Here is a 17,024-nt window from a genome sequence, read left to right as displayed (position 1 = left end):
TCAGCAGCATCGTGTCCGTGGATACTGACGCTTTCCGAACCTCCGACGCCCTTGCCGCGGGCGTGAGCCCCGGCGTTCTCCGTGGCCTGCGCTTCACCGCACCGACCCGCGGGGTCCGCTTGACCGATGCGACGCCCGACCTGACCGGGGCCTGTCGTGCCCTGTCGCTCGTCCTGCGGCCCGACACGGCCTTCAGCCACACGACGGCACTGCACCTCCTGGACGTCGAGGTTCCCTGGCGCATCGCGAAGGACCAGAGGATCCACGTCGTGTCCGCCTCACGGCAGGACCGCCCTGATCGCCGGGGTGTGGTCTCGCACTTCTGTGGTCAGCCGAACCTCACGACCGTGCGGCACCACGGGCTGCTCGTGACGTCCGCCGCCCAGACGTGGCTGCACCTGTCTCACCGGCTCACGACCGACGAGCTCGTCGTCCTGGGCGACGCGATGCTCCGGCGAAAGCACCGGACCACCACGCCCGAGGCGCTGCGCTCCCTCACGGACTCGACCCGCAAGATGAAGGGGCTGGCGATCGAGTACGACGGCGACGTCCACCGCACCGACCCCGCCACCTGGCGGCGCGACGTCGAACGCCGCCAACGCCTCGAGGCCGCAGGCTGGATCATCATCACCGCCACCGCCGACGACGTCCTGCGCCATCCAGAACGCTTCGTGGCCCGTGTCCGCGCAGCCCTCCAGAAACGCTGAGTGCGGAGTAGTTGTCGCCAATCGGCTCGATCGACGACAACTACTCCGCACTCAGCGACGCAGATGTCAGGCCGGGACCACGTTGACCAGCTTCGGGGCTCGGACGATCACCGTGCGGATCCCCCGCCCGTCGAGCGTGCGCTGCACGTTCGCGTCGGCCAGGGCGAGCTCGCGCAGCTCGTCGTCGCCGATCGACGGCGGGACCTCGAGCCTGCTGCGGACCTTGCCCTGGACCTGCACGACGCACGTCACGGTGTCCTCGACCAGATATTCGTCGAGCGCGACCGGGAAGGGCTCGTGGGCCAGCGACCGCGGGTGGCCGAGGCGCGACCACAGCTCTTCCGCGATGTGCGGGGCGATCGGCGCGACCATGAGGATCAGCGGCTCGATCGCCTCGCGCGGCACGCGGTCCAGCCCCGTGAGGTGGTTGTTGAGCGCGATGAGCTTGGCGATCGCGGTGTTGGAGCGCATGTGCTCCATCTCGACGCGCACGTCCGCGATGGTGCGGTGGACCAGGCGCAGGGTCGCGACCTCGGCGGGCTCGTCGGAGACCGTGGTCTCCCCCGTGTCCTCGCTGACGACGTTGCGCCACAGCCGCTGCAGGAACCGCTGGGATCCGACGACGGCGCGCGTGTCCCAGGGGCGCGACAGGTCGAGCGGCCCCATGGACATCTCGTACACGCGGAACGTGTCGGCGCCGTAGGCCTCGTACATGTCGTCGGGCGTCACGACGTTCTTGAGCGACTTGCCCATCTTCCCGTACTCGCGGTGGACGGGCTCGCCCTTCCACAGGTACCGGACCTCGTCGCCGCTGCCTTCTTCGACGACCTCCTCGGCCGGCACGTACGCGCCGCGCGCGTCGGTGTAGGCGTAGGCCTGCACGTAGCCCTGGTTGAAGAGCTTGTGGAACGGCTCGGTGCTGGTCACGTGCCCCAGGTCCAGGAGCACCTTGTGCCAGAACCGCGCGTAGAGCAGGTGCAGCACGGCGTGCTCGACGCCGCCCACGTACAGGTCGACGCCCCCCGCAGGGCCAGCCGTGGCGTTGTGCCCGGGGCCGGTCCAGTACGTCTCGAGCTCGGGGGCGGCCATGTGCTCGGTGTCCGCGGGGTCGAGGTAGCGCAGGTAGTACCAGCAGGACCCGGCCCAGTTGGGCATGGTGTTGGTGTCGCGACGGTAGGTCTTGGGGCCGTCGCCCAGGTCGAGCGTGACGTTGACCCAGTCCTCGTTGCGGCCGAGCGGCGGCTCGGGCGAGGAGTCGGCGTCGTCGGGCTCGTAGGTGCGCGGCGAGTAGTCGGGGACCTCGGGCAGGTTGACGGGCAGCAGCGCGTCGGGCAGCGCGATGGGCTGGTCGTTCTCGTCGTAGACGATGGGGAACGGCTCGCCCCAGTAGCGCTGGCGGCTGAAGAGCCAGTCGCGCAGGCGGTAGGTGATGGTGCCGGTGCCGATGCCCTTGGCCTCGAGCCACTCGATCATGGCGCGCTTGGCGTCGGGCACGCTGAGGCCGTCGAGCGAGATCTCGTCGCCCGACGAGTTGACGATCTCGCCGTCGCCGGTCCAGGCGCCCTCGTGGTCCTCGGGGGCTGCGACCGTGCGGATCACGGGCAGCTCGAAGGCCTCGGCGAACGCGTGGTCACGCTCGTCACCGCCGGGGACGGCCATGATGGCGCCCGTGCCGTAGCCCATGAGGACGTAGTCCGCGGTGAACACGGGGATGAGCGTGCCGTTGACGGGGTTCACGGCGAGGTGGCCCGTGAAGACGCCGGTCTTCTTGCCCGCGTCGGCCTGGCGCTCGACCGCGGTCTTGGCCGCGGCCTCCTTGCGGTAGGCGGCGACGGCGTCGATCGGGGTCGTGTGACCGCCGGTCCAGGCGTCGCGCGTGCCGTCGGGCCACTCGGCGGGGACCTCGTCGAGCAGGGGGTGCTCGGGCGAGACGACCATGAACGTCGCGCCGAACAGGGTGTCGGGGCGCGTGGTGAAGACCTCGACGTCCTGCGTCGCCGCCGCACCGAGGCCGGTGATCGCGAAGCGCACGTTCGCGCCCTCGCTGCGGCCGATCCAGTTGCGCTGCATCGACTTGACCTTCTCGGGCCAGTCGATGAGGTCGAGGTCGTCGGCCAGGCGGTCGGCGTACGCGGTGATGCGCATGTTCCACTGGCGCAGGCTGCGCTGGAAGACGGGGAAGTTGCCGCGCTCGGAGCGACCGTCGGACGTGACCTCCTCGTTGGCGAGCACGGTGCCCAGGCCCGGCGCCCAGTTCACGGGCGACTCGGACACGTAGGCCAGGCGCTGCGGGTCGATCACGGCGCGCTGCGCGACGCGGTCGAGGTCGGCCCAGCGGGTGCCCTCGGGGTGGCCGGGGATCGGGCGGGCGCCCGCGGCGTACTCGGCCTCGAGCTCGGTGACGGGGCGCGCGCGGCCCGTGCCGCCGTCGGGACGCGGGGCGTCCTCGTCGTACCAGGCCTCGAAGATCTGCAGGAAGATCCACTGGGTCCAGCGCACGTACTCGGGGTCGATGGTCGCGAACGAGCGGCGCGAGTCGTGTCCCAGGCCGAGCCGGCGCAGCTGGCGCTTCATGTTGGCCATGTTGGCCTCGGTCGTGACGCGCGGGTGCTGGCCGGTCTGCACCGCGAACTGCTCGGCGGGCAGGCCGAACGCGTCGTAGCCGAGCGCGTGCAGCACGTTGTCGCCGCACATGCGCCGGAAGCGCCCGACGACGTCGGTCGCGATGTACCCGAGGGGGTGCCCCACGTGCAGGCCCGCGCCCGAGGGGTACGGGAACATGTCCATGATGAAGTAGGGCGAGCGCCCGTCGGCGTGCTTGCCGTCGCCGTCGGTGAGGTGCCCCGAGGGGTTGGCCGCCCAGAACGTGCCGCGCTCCTCCCACGCGTCCTGCCACCGGAGCTCGATGTCCTGCGCGAGCGCGGGCGTGTAGCGGTGGGAGGTCGTCTCGTGCGGGGACGCGGGGGCGTCGTGCACGGGCTCGGCGGGGGTCTCGGGGGCGGGGTTCTCAGGCGTGCTCACCCGGCGAGTTTACCGTTCGGCGCGGCGTCGTCCGGCAGCTGGGCGCGGGCTGGGCGCCCACGTCCCGCCCGGCCCGACGGCGCCTCTCACCTGCGCCGCCGAGGGCCCCGTCCGCCCGGGGCGGGTCCGGGCGGACGGGCGGGTCGGTACGGTGGGTGCCGGTCAGATCGTCTGGAGGTACTCGACGATCGTGGGGCCCATCTCGAGGAAGACCCAGGCCACGAGGAGCACGTAGAGCACCGCGAGGAGCGTCCCCTTGTTGTCGACGATCACGCGGCGCACCCCCTCGGAGGCCTTGAGGTGTCCTTCCTGGACGGCGTGCACGACCTGGAACCAGAAGATCGGCAGCATCGCGGCCCACACGACCATGCAGAACGGGCAGAGCACGACGAGCACGTACAGGCTGGTCCAGACGAGGAACACGATGAGACCCATGGCGAGGGTCGTGACGGCGAGCAGGGTGAGCCAGAACCAGCGGGGCAGCCGCGCGCCGGTGAGGACCACGACGCCGATCGTCATGACGACGGGGAACGCGGCGACGCCGAGGAACGGGTTCGGGAACCCGAGGATCGCCCCCTGCCAGGACGCCATCGCTGGGCCGCAGTCGAGGAACGGGTTGAGCGAGCACGCCGCGACGTGGTTCGGGTCGATGAGCTTGAGGTAGCGCTCGATCGCGAGCCAGGCGGCGCCGACGAGCCCGACCGCGCCCGCGACCAGGAGCACCCACCCGAACGCGCGGGGGCTGAGGTTCTTGGCGTCGATGCCGGGGACCAGGTGACCTCCGTCGTCGTCCGGGGCGAGGAGGTCTGCGGCGTCGCCGGTGGTGCCCGGGGTGCGCCCGGTGCGGGAAGGACGGGTGGGGCTCTCGCTCACGAACCGCTCCTGAAGGGTCTGCGCGTGCACTTCCGGCACACAGGTGGGCCCAAGGTACCGGCGATGTCTGAGGCTTGGCTGAACGCGCCACGTACACGCGGGCTCGCTACCCCGCGCCGAGCGCTTCGGGTCGAGCACGCGTAGCGTCGTGGGCACAGGTCGTACCGACACGGGAGGGGTGCTCATGGCGCACAAGAAGCAGTCGTGGAGCGAGTTCAGCGGCGGCAAGAAGACGATGATGGTGGTGGCTTCGATCGTGCAGGTCTCGCTCACGGTCGCGGGCTACCGCGACCTGGCGAGGCGGTCCGCCGACGAGGTCGAGGGCTCGAAGCTCGCGTGGGGCGTGGCGATGCTCGCGAACTGGGTGGGGCCGATCGCCTACTTCGCGAAGGGGCGCAAGGGGCTGGGCCTCAACGCCTGAGCCGCCGCTCTCGGGTGAGCGACGCGCACGGCGGCCCGTCGACGGACCGGGCTGATCAGGCCGCGCCGGTCGGCGTCGGCTCGGTCTGCGCGTCGTCCCGGACGTGCGCGACGCGCTGACGCCCGAACAGGGCGATGATCGCGAGGCCGGCGAGCGTGAGCGCGAGGCCGGTCCACGCGAGGTCGAGGTAGCCCCAGCCCGCGGCGATGACGAGGCCGCCGAGGAACGCGCCGTTGGCGTTGCCGACGTTGAGCGCCGAGTGGCACAGCGCGGCCCCGAGCGACGGGGCACCGGGCGAGAGGTCCATGAGCCGGGTCTGGAGCGCGAGGCCCAGGATCTGTGACGTCACGCCCAGCAGGAAGAGGGACGCGACGGCCGGGACCGGGCTCTGGCCCGTGAGCGCGAAGGCGACGAGCGCCGCGGCCGTCGTCCCGAAGCCGATGCACACGGTCCGCAGCACGTCCTTGTCGGCGAGCCGTCCGCCGACGATCGTCCCGAGCGTCATGCCGAGGCCGAAGATCGCGAGGACCACGGGCACGACCCCGAGAGAGAGGCCCGTGACCTCGGTCATGGTGGGCGCGACGTAGGAGTAGACGGCGAACATGCCGCCGAAGCCGATCGCGCCGCCCACGAAGCTGATCCACAGCGGGCCGTTCCTCAGTGCGGCGACCTCCTGGCTCACGCTCGACCCGGTGTCGCCCGCGCCGGCGGGGACCCAGCGCCAGAGGGCCGCGAGCGTGATGCCGCCCAGGACGCCGATGAGGACGAACGCCGCGCGCCAGCCGAGCTGCTGGCCGGCGAACGTCGACAGGGGGACGCCGACGACGTTCGCGATCGTGAGTCCGGTCATCATCATGGCCACGGCGTGGCCACGCCGCCCGGGTCCGGCGACGGCTGCGCCGACGGCGGCCCCGACCCCGAAGAACGCGCCGTGCGGCAGTCCGGCGAGGAAGCGGCCCGCGATGAGCCACTCGATGCTGGGGGCCGCGGCCGAGAGCACGTTGCCGAGCGTGTAGGCGAGCATGAGCCCGATGAGGAGCTTCTTGCGGGAGACGCGCGCGGCGAGCACGGTGAGCAGGGGCGCGCCGACGACGACACCCACGGCGTAGGCCGTGATGGCGTGCCCGGTGAGCGGGATGGAGGCGTCGAACGCGGTGGCGATGTCGGGCAGCAGTCCCATGGTCGCGAACTCGGTCGTGCCGATCGTGAAGCCGCCCGCGGCGAGCGCGAGCAGCGCGAGCCCGGTGGTCCGGGTGCCGCGGGGTGCGCCGTCGCCTGCCCGACGACGTCGCGCGCCCGGGGCGGGCGCGTCGAGGGGGTCGGTCGGGCCGGGCAGGCGGGTGCTGTCGACGGTCAAGGCGGGACCCTTTCGAGGGTGTTCACTGGCGGGCTGCTGCGGATCGAATCGATTCGAGACGTTCGCTGGCGCCGTCGGCAGCAGGTCGTGGGAAGAACGTCAGTCTAGACCGGGAGCGCCGGCCGCGGCGAGGGCCCGTGGCACGACCCACACGCGAGACGCCGCCGGCAGCCCCAGGTGCACCGGGCTCTCGTCGCTCCCCCACGTGATGGCCATGGTGCCCGCGTACTCGCGCCGCTCCTGCACGCAGACCTCGGCATCGAGCCCCAGACCGAGCTCCGCGAGGTACCGCAGCACGTCCGGGTCCGCGTCGGAGATCCGCGCGACGACCGCGCACGCCCCCGCGTCGAGCTCCGAGAGCCGGACCGCCGCCGGTCGCGGGACGTGGCCCGAGGCCGTCGGGATCGGGTCACCGTGCGGGTCTCGCGTCGGGTGGCCGAGCAACGCGTCGATGCGGTCGAGCATGAGGTCCGACACCGCGTGCTCCAGGACCTCGGCCTCGTCGTGCACCTCGTCCCACGAGTACCCCAGCTCCGAGACCAGGTACGTCTCGAGGATGCGGTGCCGTCGCACCATGGCGACCGCGTGCGAACGCCCCAGGTCCGTGAGCTCGATCGCGCCGTAGCGCGCGTGCACCAGCAGACCCTGCGAGGACAGGCGCCGCACGGTCTCCGAGACCGTCGAGGCCCCGACGCCGAGGCGATCCGCGAGGAGCTTGGTGGTCACGGGCTCGTCGGACCACTCCTGCGCCGACCACACCACCTTGAGGTAGTCCTGGGCGACGGAGGTCAGGTCGAGGGGATGGTCCACGGCGCTCACTCTATTTCACGGCCCTCCCCGGTACCGGGCGGACCGCGGACCGGACGCCTTGCGCACCCCCGAGGACCGTCCCGCCGCCCCGCAGACCCGGCCCCCTCACCCGGCGACCGTCTCCGCCGGCCGGCGCTCCGCCGTCGGGCGTGCGGCCTGCACCACGCGCGGGCGGCGCGCCAGGTGCACCACGTACGCGACCGCGAACACCACACCCTGCGCGACCACGATCGTCGCGGCGCTCGCGGTGTCCAGGTAGTAGCTCGCGTAGATCCCCACGACCGCGCACCCGACCGCGACGAGCGGCGCGACCACGAGCATGCGGGACATGCGGTCCACCAGGAGGTAGGCCGTGGCCCCCGGCGTGATGACCAGCGCCACGACGAGGACGACCCCGACCGCCTGGAGCGCGACCACCACGGTCAGCGCGAGCGAACCCAGCAGCAGCGCGGACAGGCGCCGGGGCGAGATGCCGACCGCGTGCGCGTGCACGGGGTCGAACGCGAACAGCGTCAGGTCCCGGCGCTTGAGCACGAGCACCACGGTCGTCAGCGCACCGAGCACCACGACCTGCCACAGGTCGGTGTCCGTGATGCCGAGCATGTTGCCGAACAGGATGTGGCCCAGGTCGATCTGGCTCGGTGTGACCGAGACCAGCACGATCCCGATCGCGAACAGCGTCGTGAAGACGACGCCGATCGCCGCGTCCTCCTTGAGCCTGCTCGTGTCCCGGACCGTGCCGATCAGCGCGACCGCCCCGATCCCGAACACGAGCGCACCCACCGCGAACGGCACCCCGACGATGTAGGACAGCACCACGCCCGGCAGCACGGCGTGGGAGACCGCGTCCCCGAGCAGCGACCAGCCGATCATGATGAGCCAGCAGCTCAGGAGCGCGCACACGATGCTCGCGACGACCGCGACGAGCAGCGCGCGCTGCACGAACTCGTACTCGAGGGGCGCGGCGAGCCACGTCCCCGCGGCGGCGAGCAGGTCGAGCGGGTTCATCGGACGGCTCCTTCGGTCGTCGCGGGGCCCCGGCTCGCCGCGAGCGGGTCGATCCCGAACGTGCGGGCCAGGTTCTCGGGGCGCAGCACCACGTCGGGCGGCCCGGTCATGATCACGCGGCGTTGGAGCAGGATCGCGTCGTCGACGAGGTCCGGCAGGGAGGACAGGTCGTGCGTCGAGACCAGGACGGCGCAGCCGGCCGACGCCAGGCTCCGCAGGACCGCGGTGATCTGCGCCTCCGAGACCTTGTCGACCCCGGCGAACGGCTCGTCGAGCAGCAGCAGCCGCGCACCCTGGGCGATCGCCCGGGCGACGAAGACCCGCTTGCGCTGCCCGCCGGACAGCCGGCCGATCTGACGGTGCGCGAGGTCCGCGAGCCCCACCCGCTCCAGGGCGTCGGCCACGGCCCGGCGGTCCTCGGCCCGCGCCCGGCGCGCCGGGCCGAGCCCCCCGTAGCGGCCCATGGTCACGACGTCGCGCACGTCGACCGGGAACGACCAGTCGACGTCCTCCGACTGGGGTACGTAGCCGACGAGCCCGTCCTTGCGCGCCGCGTCCGCGTCCGTGCCGTAGATCCGCACGTCCCCGGCCTGGGTCACGCCGTTGCCGCGCGTCATGCCCATGACGGAACGGAACAGCGTCGACTTGCCCGACCCGTTCGCCCCGATCAGGCCGGTCACGGCGCCCGGCGCGAGCGACAGTCCCACGTCCTCGAGCGCGAGGACCTCGCGGTAGCGGACGGTGAGACCGCGGACGTCGAGGGCTGGTGTGGGGTCCATGTGCGGCTCCGGGGTATCGGGTCGGGTGGTGGGTCGAGCACCAGGTCGGGTGGTGGGTCGAGCACCGGGTCGGGCGGTGGCCTCCCTCGCCGGCGCGCGGCGGACGCTCGTCATTCCCCGCCCCGCAGGCCCGTGCCGATGACGCGCGCGTCGTGGGCGAGCAGGTCGAGGTAGGTGGGGACGGCGCCGTCGGGCAGGGACAGCGAGTCGACGTAGAGCGTGCCCGCGTACGTCGCGCCCGTCTCGGCCGCGACCTGCCGCTGGGCCGCGGCCGAGACCGTCGTCTCGCAGAACACGGCGCGCACGTCGTTCTGCCGGACGTAGTCGATGACGCGCGCGACCTGCTGCGGCGTGCCCTGCTGGTCGGCGTTGACGGGCCACAGGAACTGCTCGTCGAGCCCGACGTCGCGCGCCAGGTAGGAGAAGGCCCCCTCGCACGTGACGAGCGCGCGGGCACCGTCCGGGACCTGGTCGACCTCGGCCGTGAGCTCGCGGCCCACGGCCTCGATGCGCTCGGCGTAGCGGGCGGCGTTCGCGCGGTAGTCGGCTGCGTTCGCGGGGTCTGCCGCCGCGAAGGCCTCGCCGATGTTGCGCGCGTAGATCGCGCCGTTGACGGGTGACATCCAGGCGTGCGGGTTGGGGCGCCCGTCGTACGCCCCGGAGCCGATCTCGATCACGTCGACTCCCTCGGAGACCGTGACGTGCGGGGCGTCGAGCCGTGCGACGAAGGGCTCGAACCACTTCTCGAGGCCGAGGCCGTTGTCGAGGACCAGGTCCGCGCTGGCGGCGCGACGCAGGTCCGCGGGCGTGGGTTCGTACCCGTGGATCTCGGCGCCGACCTTGGTCAGGGACGCGACCTCGACGTGGTCCTGGCCGACCTCGCGGGCCATGTCTGCCAGGACGGTGAAGGTGGTCAGGACCTGCAGCGGCCCGACGGCGTCGCTCGTCCCGGCGACGAGCCTCTCCCCGGGCGCGGGCTCGCCCTGGGCGGGGGCGACCGTGCACCCGGCGGCGAGGAGCAGTGCGGCGAGTCCTCCGAGAAGAGGTTTCACCCCTGTGCGAAGTCGAAAGTTCGGCATACCGAACTTTAACCAGGAACAAGGCTCCACGTCGAGTGCCGGGAGGACGCTCGAGCCCACCTCCGCTGCGGACACGCAGGGCCGCCCGGGCGGGCGATGCCTGGAGGAGTCGTTCAGGGTGCGGGGGTCTGCACGGGCGCGCCGCGTTCGAGCTGGAGCAGCATCTCGACGGTTCCGGTCGGGTCGAGCGTCACGAACGGCAGCTCCGGCACGTGCACGCCGTAGTCGGCGAACGTGACCGGGATCGCACCGCTCACCTGGACCCCGTCGCCCGAGCGCCGGGCCTCGAGCGTCACGGTCACGGGTTCGGTCACGTCCCGGATCGTGAGGGTCCCCCGGGCCTTGACCGTCAGCGGCTCGTCCCGGTTCTCGACCCCCGTGAGATCGACCGGTTCGGAGAGGATGAACACCGCGTTCGGGAACACGTCGGTCTCCAGCAGGCGCCGGAACGCGTCGTCGCGCACCACGCTGTCGCTCGCGATCGAGGCGGTGTCCACCGTGACGTCGGCCCGGACGAGCTCACCGTCGGTGACCACGAGCGAGCCGCCGACCGCCTCGGTGCGGCCCACGACCGTGCCCTTCTCGCCGCTGAGGACCTCGTCGACCCGGTACCCGGCCTGCGAGCCGGGACTCACGACCCACGTGCCGTCCGGGTCGAAGGGTCCCGGGGAAGGGGACTCGGACGGCGGGGCACTCTCCCCCGGCGTCTGCAGGCCCAGCGGAGGAGGCGGGTTGCCCGCAGAGATACGGGTCACGACGTACGGCCCGGCGAGCACGATCACCAGCGCCGCGACGACCGCGACGAGGATCCACCGGGCACCTGTGCTCATGCCCCGTATTCTGCCGTGCCGCTCGGGACCGTCCGGACCGCGTCCGTCCGATTCACCCGGTCCGGCGGGATCGCTCACGTGTCCCTCACCTCTCCCCTCGTACCAGGAGGCCGCCACCAGCGCACGCGGGTGAGGCCCCACGGGCGACGAGGCCCTCGAGGGCCCGCACGAGCACGCGTCCGACCGGTGCGTGGCGGACCCGGCGGGGCGGGGTCGTGCAGGGGCGATCCATCACCTCCCACCCTTCCCGATCCGCCACCCGGATGCCAGCGGGCACGCTCGCCGGCATCCGGGTGATTGTCATGCCCGCGCGGAGCGCAGCGCCACGAGCGCGATCGTGGCCGCCACGAGCATGAGGCCGAACCCGATCCACGACGTCGTCCCCACGCCGCTGCCGAAGGCTTCGTGCGCCGAGGCGAGCAGAGCCTGGGCCTGATCGACCGGCAGGGTCTCCGCGACCTGCGTCGCACCGCCGAGGGTCTCGGCGGCCGCCGTCGCGTCCGCGACCGGTACACCGTCGGGCACGACGACGTTGCGGTGGTAGGACGCCGTGAGGATGCTGCCGAGGACTGCCGTGCCCAGCACCGCGCCGACCTCGTACGCGGTCTCCGAGATCGCCGAGGCGGCCCCGGCCTTGTCGGCCGGGACGGCCGAGACGATCAGGTCGTTCGACACGGTCTCGGCCGCGCCGATCCCGATCGCGAGGACCACGAACGCGACCACGAGCACCGTGAGCGTGCTCGCCCCCGCACTCAGGGCCACGATCGCGTAGCCCGCCGCGGCGAACAGCAGCGCGACGGCGACCACGTACGACGGGCGGACCCGGCGCACGACCCGCACGACGAGCAGCCCTGCGACGATCATCGCGGCCAGCCCCGGAAGCAGCGCGTAGCCGGCCTTCATGGGGCTCAGCCCGATCACGAGCTGGACGTCCTGCGACACGAAGAACAGGAAGCCCACGAGCGAGAAGACGGACAGGAGGTTGATCACGACCGCGCCCGAGAACTCTCCCCGGCGGAACAGTCGGACGTCGATCATGGGGTCGGGTCGCCCGAGCTGGCGACGCACGAACACCCACCCGGCGACGATCCCGAGGACGAGCGCACCCACGGCGAGCGCACCGGGCCCGGACTTGGCAAGGGTCTTGATGCCGAGCACGATCGGCGCCATGGTCGCCATCGAGAGCACGATCGACAGGACGTCGACCCGACCGGGGTTCGCGTCCTTCGACTCGGGCACGAAGATCGGCGCGAGAACCAGGAGGAGCGCCAGCACCGGGACCGCGAGCAGGAAGACCGAGCCCCACCACGCGTGCTCGAGCAGGAAGCCGCCCGCGATCGGGCCGATCGCGTTGCCGGCCGCGAAGCCCGCGGCCCAGATCGCGATCGCGAGCCGGCGCTCCTCGCGGTCGGTGAAGATGTTGCGCAGCAGCGAGAGCGTCGGCGGCATGATCATGGCGCCGAAGAAGCCGAGCCCCGCGCGCGACGCGACGAGCGCCTCGGCGCTGGGCGCGTACGCCGCGACGACCGAGATCGCGGCGAAGCCGACGGCTCCGACCAGCAGCAGCCTGCGCCGCCCGACGCGGTCGGCGAACGAGCCCATCGAGACGAGCAGCCCGGCGAGCACGAGCGGGTAGATGTCGATCATCCACAGCAGCTGGGTGCCCGTGGGGCGCAGCGCCTCGGAGATCTGCGGCAGCGCGAAGGTGAGGACCGTGTTGTCGATCGAGACGAGCAGCACGGGGAGCATGAGCACGGCGAGCGCGACCCACCGGCGGTTGCGGGTCAGCGGCGTACCGGAGGTCGCGGGGGGCGTCGGAGCACCCTGGGGGCCGTTCGGGTCCCGGGGCGTCCGGTGGTCCTGGACGAGAGTCACGGGAGCAGTCCTTTCACGTACGAGGACGGTCGGGGCGGCGCTGTGGCGCCGGACTGCCAACCGTCCAGACGGTACAGTAACCGACCGGACGGTACACTTTCAAGATGCCGCCGCCCCCTGCCGCTCGCGCCAAGGTCCTCGAGGCATTCGCCACCCTTCTCGTCACGCACGGGGAACGCGCGGCCACGCTCGACGCCGTCGCCGCGGAGGCCGGCGTCTCCAAGGGCGGCCTGCTCTACCACTTCGGCTCCAAGGTCGCGCTCGCCGAAGGGCTCATGGACCTCCTGCGCGAGCTGACCGCCGCGGACGTCGAGGCCATGCGCTCGTGGCCCGCCGGCCCGGTCGACTACTTCATCAGGACGTCCGCCGACTCCGACAGCGCCTTCGAGCTCGTCTACGTCGCCGTCTCACGACTCGCCCAGGGCAGCCACCCGCAGGCCCGCGCCGCACTCGACGACGCCCACGACGCCTGGACCGGCGCCGTGCTCGAGGTCGTCGGCGACCCCGTCCTCACCCGGGCGATCATGCTCAACGGCGACGGGCTCTACGCCCAGGCCAGCGAGCACTTCGCGAGCGGCGAAGCCCCCTCGACCACGAGCCAAGACCAGCCAGGCTCGATCGACGAGCTCCTGGCCCTGATCGACGAGATGATCGCCGTGCGCTCCTCGCGCTGACTCCCGCAGGCAGCGACCGCTCGACCGCCGCCCGGGTCCGCGAACCGGCGCGACGCCGTCGGGCACCGCGCGGGACCGGGCCGCGACCGACCACACCGAAGGACCCCGGACGTGCGGGAGGCGTCGGCCGCCCCCAGTGGCAACCGACGCCCCTCTTCCTCCCGCACACCTCATGCGGTCCCCCCGCGCTGCGAGCAGTGCGGGGGGATCCCGTACCTCGTCCCGGTCCCACGGTCCGTAGCGTGGGGGCATCCAGGACGACGACGGTCAGGGGGTGCCCCAGGGACACCCACCGACCAGTGTCCCCCCTCGGCCGCGCCTTCGCCAGACCGGGCGACGACCGCTCGTCACCCCAGACGCACCACGCCGGTCCACGCCTCCGCGAGCAGGTCGTGACCCGCCGGGGTGGGGTGCACGCCGTCGTACGCCCAGGCCTGCGGGCCCAGCCCGCTCGTCGCGACGGCCTGCGCGAACGGCCCGTCGGTCGCCACGAGCGGCAGCCCGTACTCCGCCGCGAGCCGCCGCACGACCTGGATCTTGGGGTCGAGGTCCTCGCGCCACCCCCACTGCTCCGCGCGGACCGGCACCAGGAAGGGCTCGACCAGGACGATCGACGCCTGCGGTGCGCCGGCCCGCGTGCGGTCGAGCAGGTCGCGGTACCCGGCCTCGAACGCCTCGGCGCTCGTGGCGTCCCCGGCGTCGTACCGGCGCCACGTGTCGTTGATCCCGATCTTGATCGACACGAGATCGGGCTCGAGCGCGAGGACGTCCGCGTCCCACCGGGCCCGCAGGTCCACGACCCGGTGGCCGCTCACACCACGGTTGAGCACCTCGACGCCGTGGCGCCCGCACACGCCCGCGACCCGGGCCGCATAGCCGTGCCCGAGTCCGAACTCCCCCTCCGCGAGCCGACCGGCGTCCGTGATCGAGTCACCGATCAGGACGGCCCGCGACCCCGGGGCCAGCGACGCGCGGCTCACGCCGTGCCCGCCTCGACCGTCGAGACGGCCGCGATCGGTCGCACGCCGGGCCGCGACCCCGCCACGACGGGGGCAGCAGCGTGCTCGGCCTCGACCGTGGCGGCCACGTGACGCAGCGCGTCCTGGAGCGGGGCATAGTGCGCGACGACCGCGGCGCGGTACGCCTCGGCGTCGCCCGCCTCGGCCGCACGCAGCATCGCCCCGTGCGCCTTCGCGGTGAGGTCGATCTGCTCGGGAGCCGGCAGGCCCAGCTTGGGAGAGACCACCTGGTGCACGTCCCAGAACGCGGTGCCGAGCTGCGCGACGAGGAAGTTGTCGAGGTGCGCGAGGAGATGAGAGTGGAACTCGCGGTCCTCCTCGAAGAAGTCCTCGCCCTTCTGCGCCTTGCGCTCCATCGCGGCGACGAGGTTCTCCAGGTCGGGGTTCGACGTCCCCGCCATCTCGGTGACGATCTGCTCGGCCATCGACAGGTCGAGCGCCTGACGCACCTCGACCACCTCGCGCAGCGCCGAGAAGTCGTCGCCCGGGATCAGCACCCCGCGGAACACGAGCCCCTCGACCAGCGGCTTGAGCGAGAGCTGGCCCACGTAGGTGCCGTAGCCGTGCCGCACCTCGACGATGTCGAGGGCCGCGAGCGTCCTGATCGCCTCGCGGACGTTCGACCTGCTGACCCCGAGGAGCGAGCAGAGCTCGGCCTCGGTCGGCAGCAGGTCTCCGGGCCGCAGATGGGCCCGCAGGATGTACTCCTTGATCTGTTCGGTAGTCGTCGGGGGACGCACCCCCTGACCTCCGAAGCCCTGATGTCCCCCGGGCTCGGTAGCTGTCATGCGCCTTGACCTCCTCAGAAATTGCCTCTACGGTTCAACCCTACCAGCGTCAGACATCAGACGTCCTATATCTGGAGAGTTCATGGCTACCTCGATGGCGACTAGCACGAACGCGACCGACACCTCTCGCCGGAGCTTCCTCAAGCTCGCCGGCGTGATCGGCGCAGGAGCGGTGATCGCAGGCACGATCGCCGCCTGCGGCGGACCCGCGTCCACCTCGGCAGACCCGCAGACCACCCCCGCCGGCGGCGGGGCCAAGCCCAACCTCGACGGCACGATCGAGGCGGGCATCTCCTACGCCCTGTCGACCGGGTTCGACCCCATGACGACGTCCGGCGCCGTGACGATGGCCGCCAACTGGCACGTCCTCGAAGGCCTCGTCGAGCTCGACCCCGCAGCCCGCACGCCCTACGCCGCGCTCGGCAAGGAGCTGCCCAAGAAGATCGACGAGACCACCTGGGAGGTCACGCTGCGCGACGGCGCGACGTTCCACGACGGCTCCCCCGTCACGACCGACGACGTCGTGTTCAGCTTCAACCGCGTCCTCGACCCGGCGAACGCCTCGCTCTACTCGCAGTTCCTGCCGTTCCTCGCGTCCGTCGCCGCCAAGGACGACAAGACCGTCACGTTCACGCTCAACTACCCGTTCGGGCTGTTCGTCGACCGCGTCTCGGTCGTCAAGATCGTCCCGCAGGCGATCGTCGAGGCCGACCCCAAGGCCTACGACTCGCTGCCCGTGGGCTCGGGCCCGTACAAGCTCACGAGCGCGACCGTCGACGACAAGATCACGTTCGAGCGCTTCGACGCCTACAACGGCTCCCGCCCGGCCCTGGCCAAGGCCATGACCTGGAACCTGCTCTCCGACGCCGCCGCCCGCGTGACCGCGGTCGAGTCGGGCCGCGTCCAGGCTATCGAGGACGTGCCCTACCTCGACGCCGACCGGCTCGCGAACGCCGTGACCGTCGAGTCCGTCCAGTCGTTCGGCCTGCTGTTCATGATGTTCGACTGCTCCAAGGCGCCGTTCACCGACAAGCGCGTGCGCCAGGCGTTCTTCCACGCGCTCGACATGGACAAGATCATCAGCACGGGCCTGCTCGGCAACGCGACCGCGGCGACCAGCTTCCTGCACAAGGAGCACCCGTCGTACGTCAAGGCCTCGACGGTCTACTCGCACGACCCGGCCAAGGCCAAGAAGCTCCTCGCCGACGCGGGCGTGGGCAGCATGGCGATCACGCTCCTGACGACCGACACGAGCTGGGTCAAGGACGTCGCCCCGCTCATCAAGGAGGACCTCGACGCGGTCGGGATCTCCACGACGCTGGACATCGGCCAGTCCGGCGGACAGTACAAGAAGGTCGACGACGGCGGGCTCGAGGTCATGGTGGCCCCCGGCGACCCGTCGGTCTTCGGCAACGACCCCGACCTGCTGCTGCGCTGGTGGTACTCGGGCTCGGTCTGGCCGGTCAAGCGCTACCGCTGGGCGAGCACGCCCGAGTTCGCGGAGGTCACGCGCCTGCTCGACCAGGGCGCCGCCGAGCAGGACGCGGCCAAGCAGAAGAAGACCTGGGGCGAGGTGTTCGACATCCTCTCCGACGAGGTCCCGCTGTACCCGCTGCTGCACCGCAAGCTCCCCAGCGCGTGGGAGGACTCGGCGCTCGACGGGTTCAAGCCCCTGCCCGTCACGGGCCTGTCCTTCCTGGACGTCTCCCGCACCGCCTGACGTCCCCGTGTTCCGGGTGGCGGCGGCGCCCTGCGCCGCCGCCACCCACCCCGACCCCGAGGA

Annotated in this window: 15 protein-coding genes; 4 read left to right on the top strand and 11 right to left on the bottom strand. The window is 72.0% G+C overall.

All coding sequences use genetic code 11. From position 1 onward, the window contains the following. The first annotated feature begins 17 nt into the window (after nt 1–17). Nucleotides 18–707, top strand: a complete 690-nt coding sequence (locus tag IE95_RS0110735) for an endonuclease domain-containing protein (RefSeq protein WP_157283426.1) — start codon at nt 18–20, stop codon at nt 705–707. 66 nt (nt 708–773) lie between these two features. Here IE95_RS0110735 and leuS read toward each other — a convergent pair whose 3' ends face one another. Beyond that, nucleotides 774–3,728, bottom strand: coding sequence for a leucine--tRNA ligase (gene leuS, locus IE95_RS0110730; RefSeq protein WP_084690123.1), 2,955 nt, complete (start codon nt 3,726–3,728; stop codon nt 774–776). A 162-nt stretch (nt 3,729–3,890) separates the two neighbouring features. Further along, nucleotides 3,891–4,601 carry a vitamin K epoxide reductase family protein gene (locus tag IE95_RS0110725; RefSeq protein WP_164984100.1) on the bottom strand — a complete coding sequence of 237 codons (711 nt, stop codon included), beginning with the start codon at nt 4,599–4,601 and terminating at the stop codon, nt 3,891–3,893. A 184-nt stretch (nt 4,602–4,785) separates the two neighbouring features. Between IE95_RS0110725 and IE95_RS0110720 the strand changes: the two genes are divergently transcribed. Further along, complete coding sequence (locus IE95_RS0110720) at nt 4,786–5,022, top strand: PLD nuclease N-terminal domain-containing protein (RefSeq protein ID WP_030151625.1); 237 nt, start codon at nt 4,786–4,788, stop codon at nt 5,020–5,022. 55 nt (nt 5,023–5,077) lie between these two features. Here the strand turns inward: IE95_RS0110720 and IE95_RS0110715 are convergent, their stop codons facing one another. From IE95_RS0110715 to IE95_RS0110685, 7 genes are all read right to left on the bottom strand, one after another. After that, on the bottom strand, nt 5,078–6,379 hold the full coding sequence (locus tag IE95_RS0110715) for an MFS transporter (RefSeq protein WP_084690120.1): 1,302 nt from the start codon (nt 6,377–6,379) through the stop codon (nt 5,078–5,080). A 99-nt stretch (nt 6,380–6,478) separates the two neighbouring features. Beyond that, nucleotides 6,479–7,198 carry a metal-dependent transcriptional regulator gene (locus tag IE95_RS0110710; protein ID WP_051702994.1) on the bottom strand — a complete coding sequence of 240 codons (720 nt, stop codon included), beginning with the start codon at nt 7,196–7,198 and terminating at the stop codon, nt 6,479–6,481. 96 nt (nt 7,199–7,294) lie between these two features. Next, nucleotides 7,295–8,197, bottom strand: a complete 903-nt coding sequence (locus tag IE95_RS0110705) for a metal ABC transporter permease (protein WP_036571807.1) — start codon at nt 8,195–8,197, stop codon at nt 7,295–7,297. Beyond that, nucleotides 8,194–8,976, bottom strand: a complete 783-nt coding sequence (locus IE95_RS0110700; RefSeq protein ID WP_030151621.1) for a metal ABC transporter ATP-binding protein — start codon at nt 8,974–8,976, stop codon at nt 8,194–8,196. The genes IE95_RS0110705 and IE95_RS0110700 overlap by 4 nt, the downstream gene beginning before the upstream one ends. A gap of 110 nt (nt 8,977–9,086) precedes the next feature. Next, a complete protein-coding gene (locus IE95_RS0110695) occupies nt 9,087–10,055 on the bottom strand; it encodes a metal ABC transporter substrate-binding protein (protein ID WP_030151620.1) in 969 nt (322 codons plus the stop codon). Nucleotides 10,056–10,168: 113 nt separating this feature from the next. Next, nucleotides 10,169–10,885 (bottom strand): YceI family protein, encoded by a 717-nt coding sequence (locus IE95_RS0110690; protein WP_030151619.1) that lies wholly within the window; start codon nt 10,883–10,885, stop codon nt 10,169–10,171. 300 nt (nt 10,886–11,185) lie between these two features. After that, on the bottom strand, nt 11,186–12,760 hold the full coding sequence (locus IE95_RS0110685; protein WP_420819380.1) for an MFS transporter: 1,575 nt from the start codon (nt 12,758–12,760) through the stop codon (nt 11,186–11,188). Between the two features lie 104 nt (nt 12,761–12,864). Here IE95_RS0110685 and IE95_RS0110680 point away from each other — a divergent pair, with 104 nt between their 5' ends. Then, nucleotides 12,865–13,434 (top strand): TetR/AcrR family transcriptional regulator, encoded by a 570-nt coding sequence (locus tag IE95_RS0110680; protein ID WP_030151617.1) that lies wholly within the window; start codon nt 12,865–12,867, stop codon nt 13,432–13,434. A gap of 347 nt (nt 13,435–13,781) precedes the next feature. On the opposite strand, the gene IE95_RS0110675 is transcribed toward IE95_RS0110680, so the two are convergent. After that, the gene (locus IE95_RS0110675; RefSeq protein ID WP_084690117.1) at nt 13,782–14,414 is read right to left on the bottom strand and encodes an SGNH/GDSL hydrolase family protein; all 633 of its coding nucleotides are present in this window, start codon (nt 14,412–14,414) and stop codon (nt 13,782–13,784) included. Next, nucleotides 14,411–15,241: a FadR/GntR family transcriptional regulator gene (locus tag IE95_RS0110670; protein ID WP_084690116.1), complete on the bottom strand. Its 831-nt coding sequence runs from the start codon at nt 15,239–15,241 to the stop codon at nt 14,411–14,413. The genes IE95_RS0110675 and IE95_RS0110670 overlap by 4 nt, the downstream gene beginning before the upstream one ends. 94 nt (nt 15,242–15,335) lie before the next feature. On the opposite strand from IE95_RS0110670, the gene IE95_RS0110665 reads away from it, so the two are divergent. Then, nucleotides 15,336–16,961, top strand: a complete 1,626-nt coding sequence (locus tag IE95_RS0110665; protein ID WP_030151614.1) for an ABC transporter substrate-binding protein — start codon at nt 15,336–15,338, stop codon at nt 16,959–16,961. Nucleotides 16,962–17,024: the final 63 nt, after the last annotated feature.

The organism is Oerskovia turbata (assembly GCF_000718325.1).
In the GTDB taxonomy this organism is placed as follows: domain Bacteria; phylum Actinomycetota; class Actinomycetes; order Actinomycetales; family Cellulomonadaceae; genus Oerskovia; species Oerskovia turbata.
Note: the sequence above shows the minus strand (reverse complement) of the source record. Positions and strands in the feature narration are given on the sequence as shown.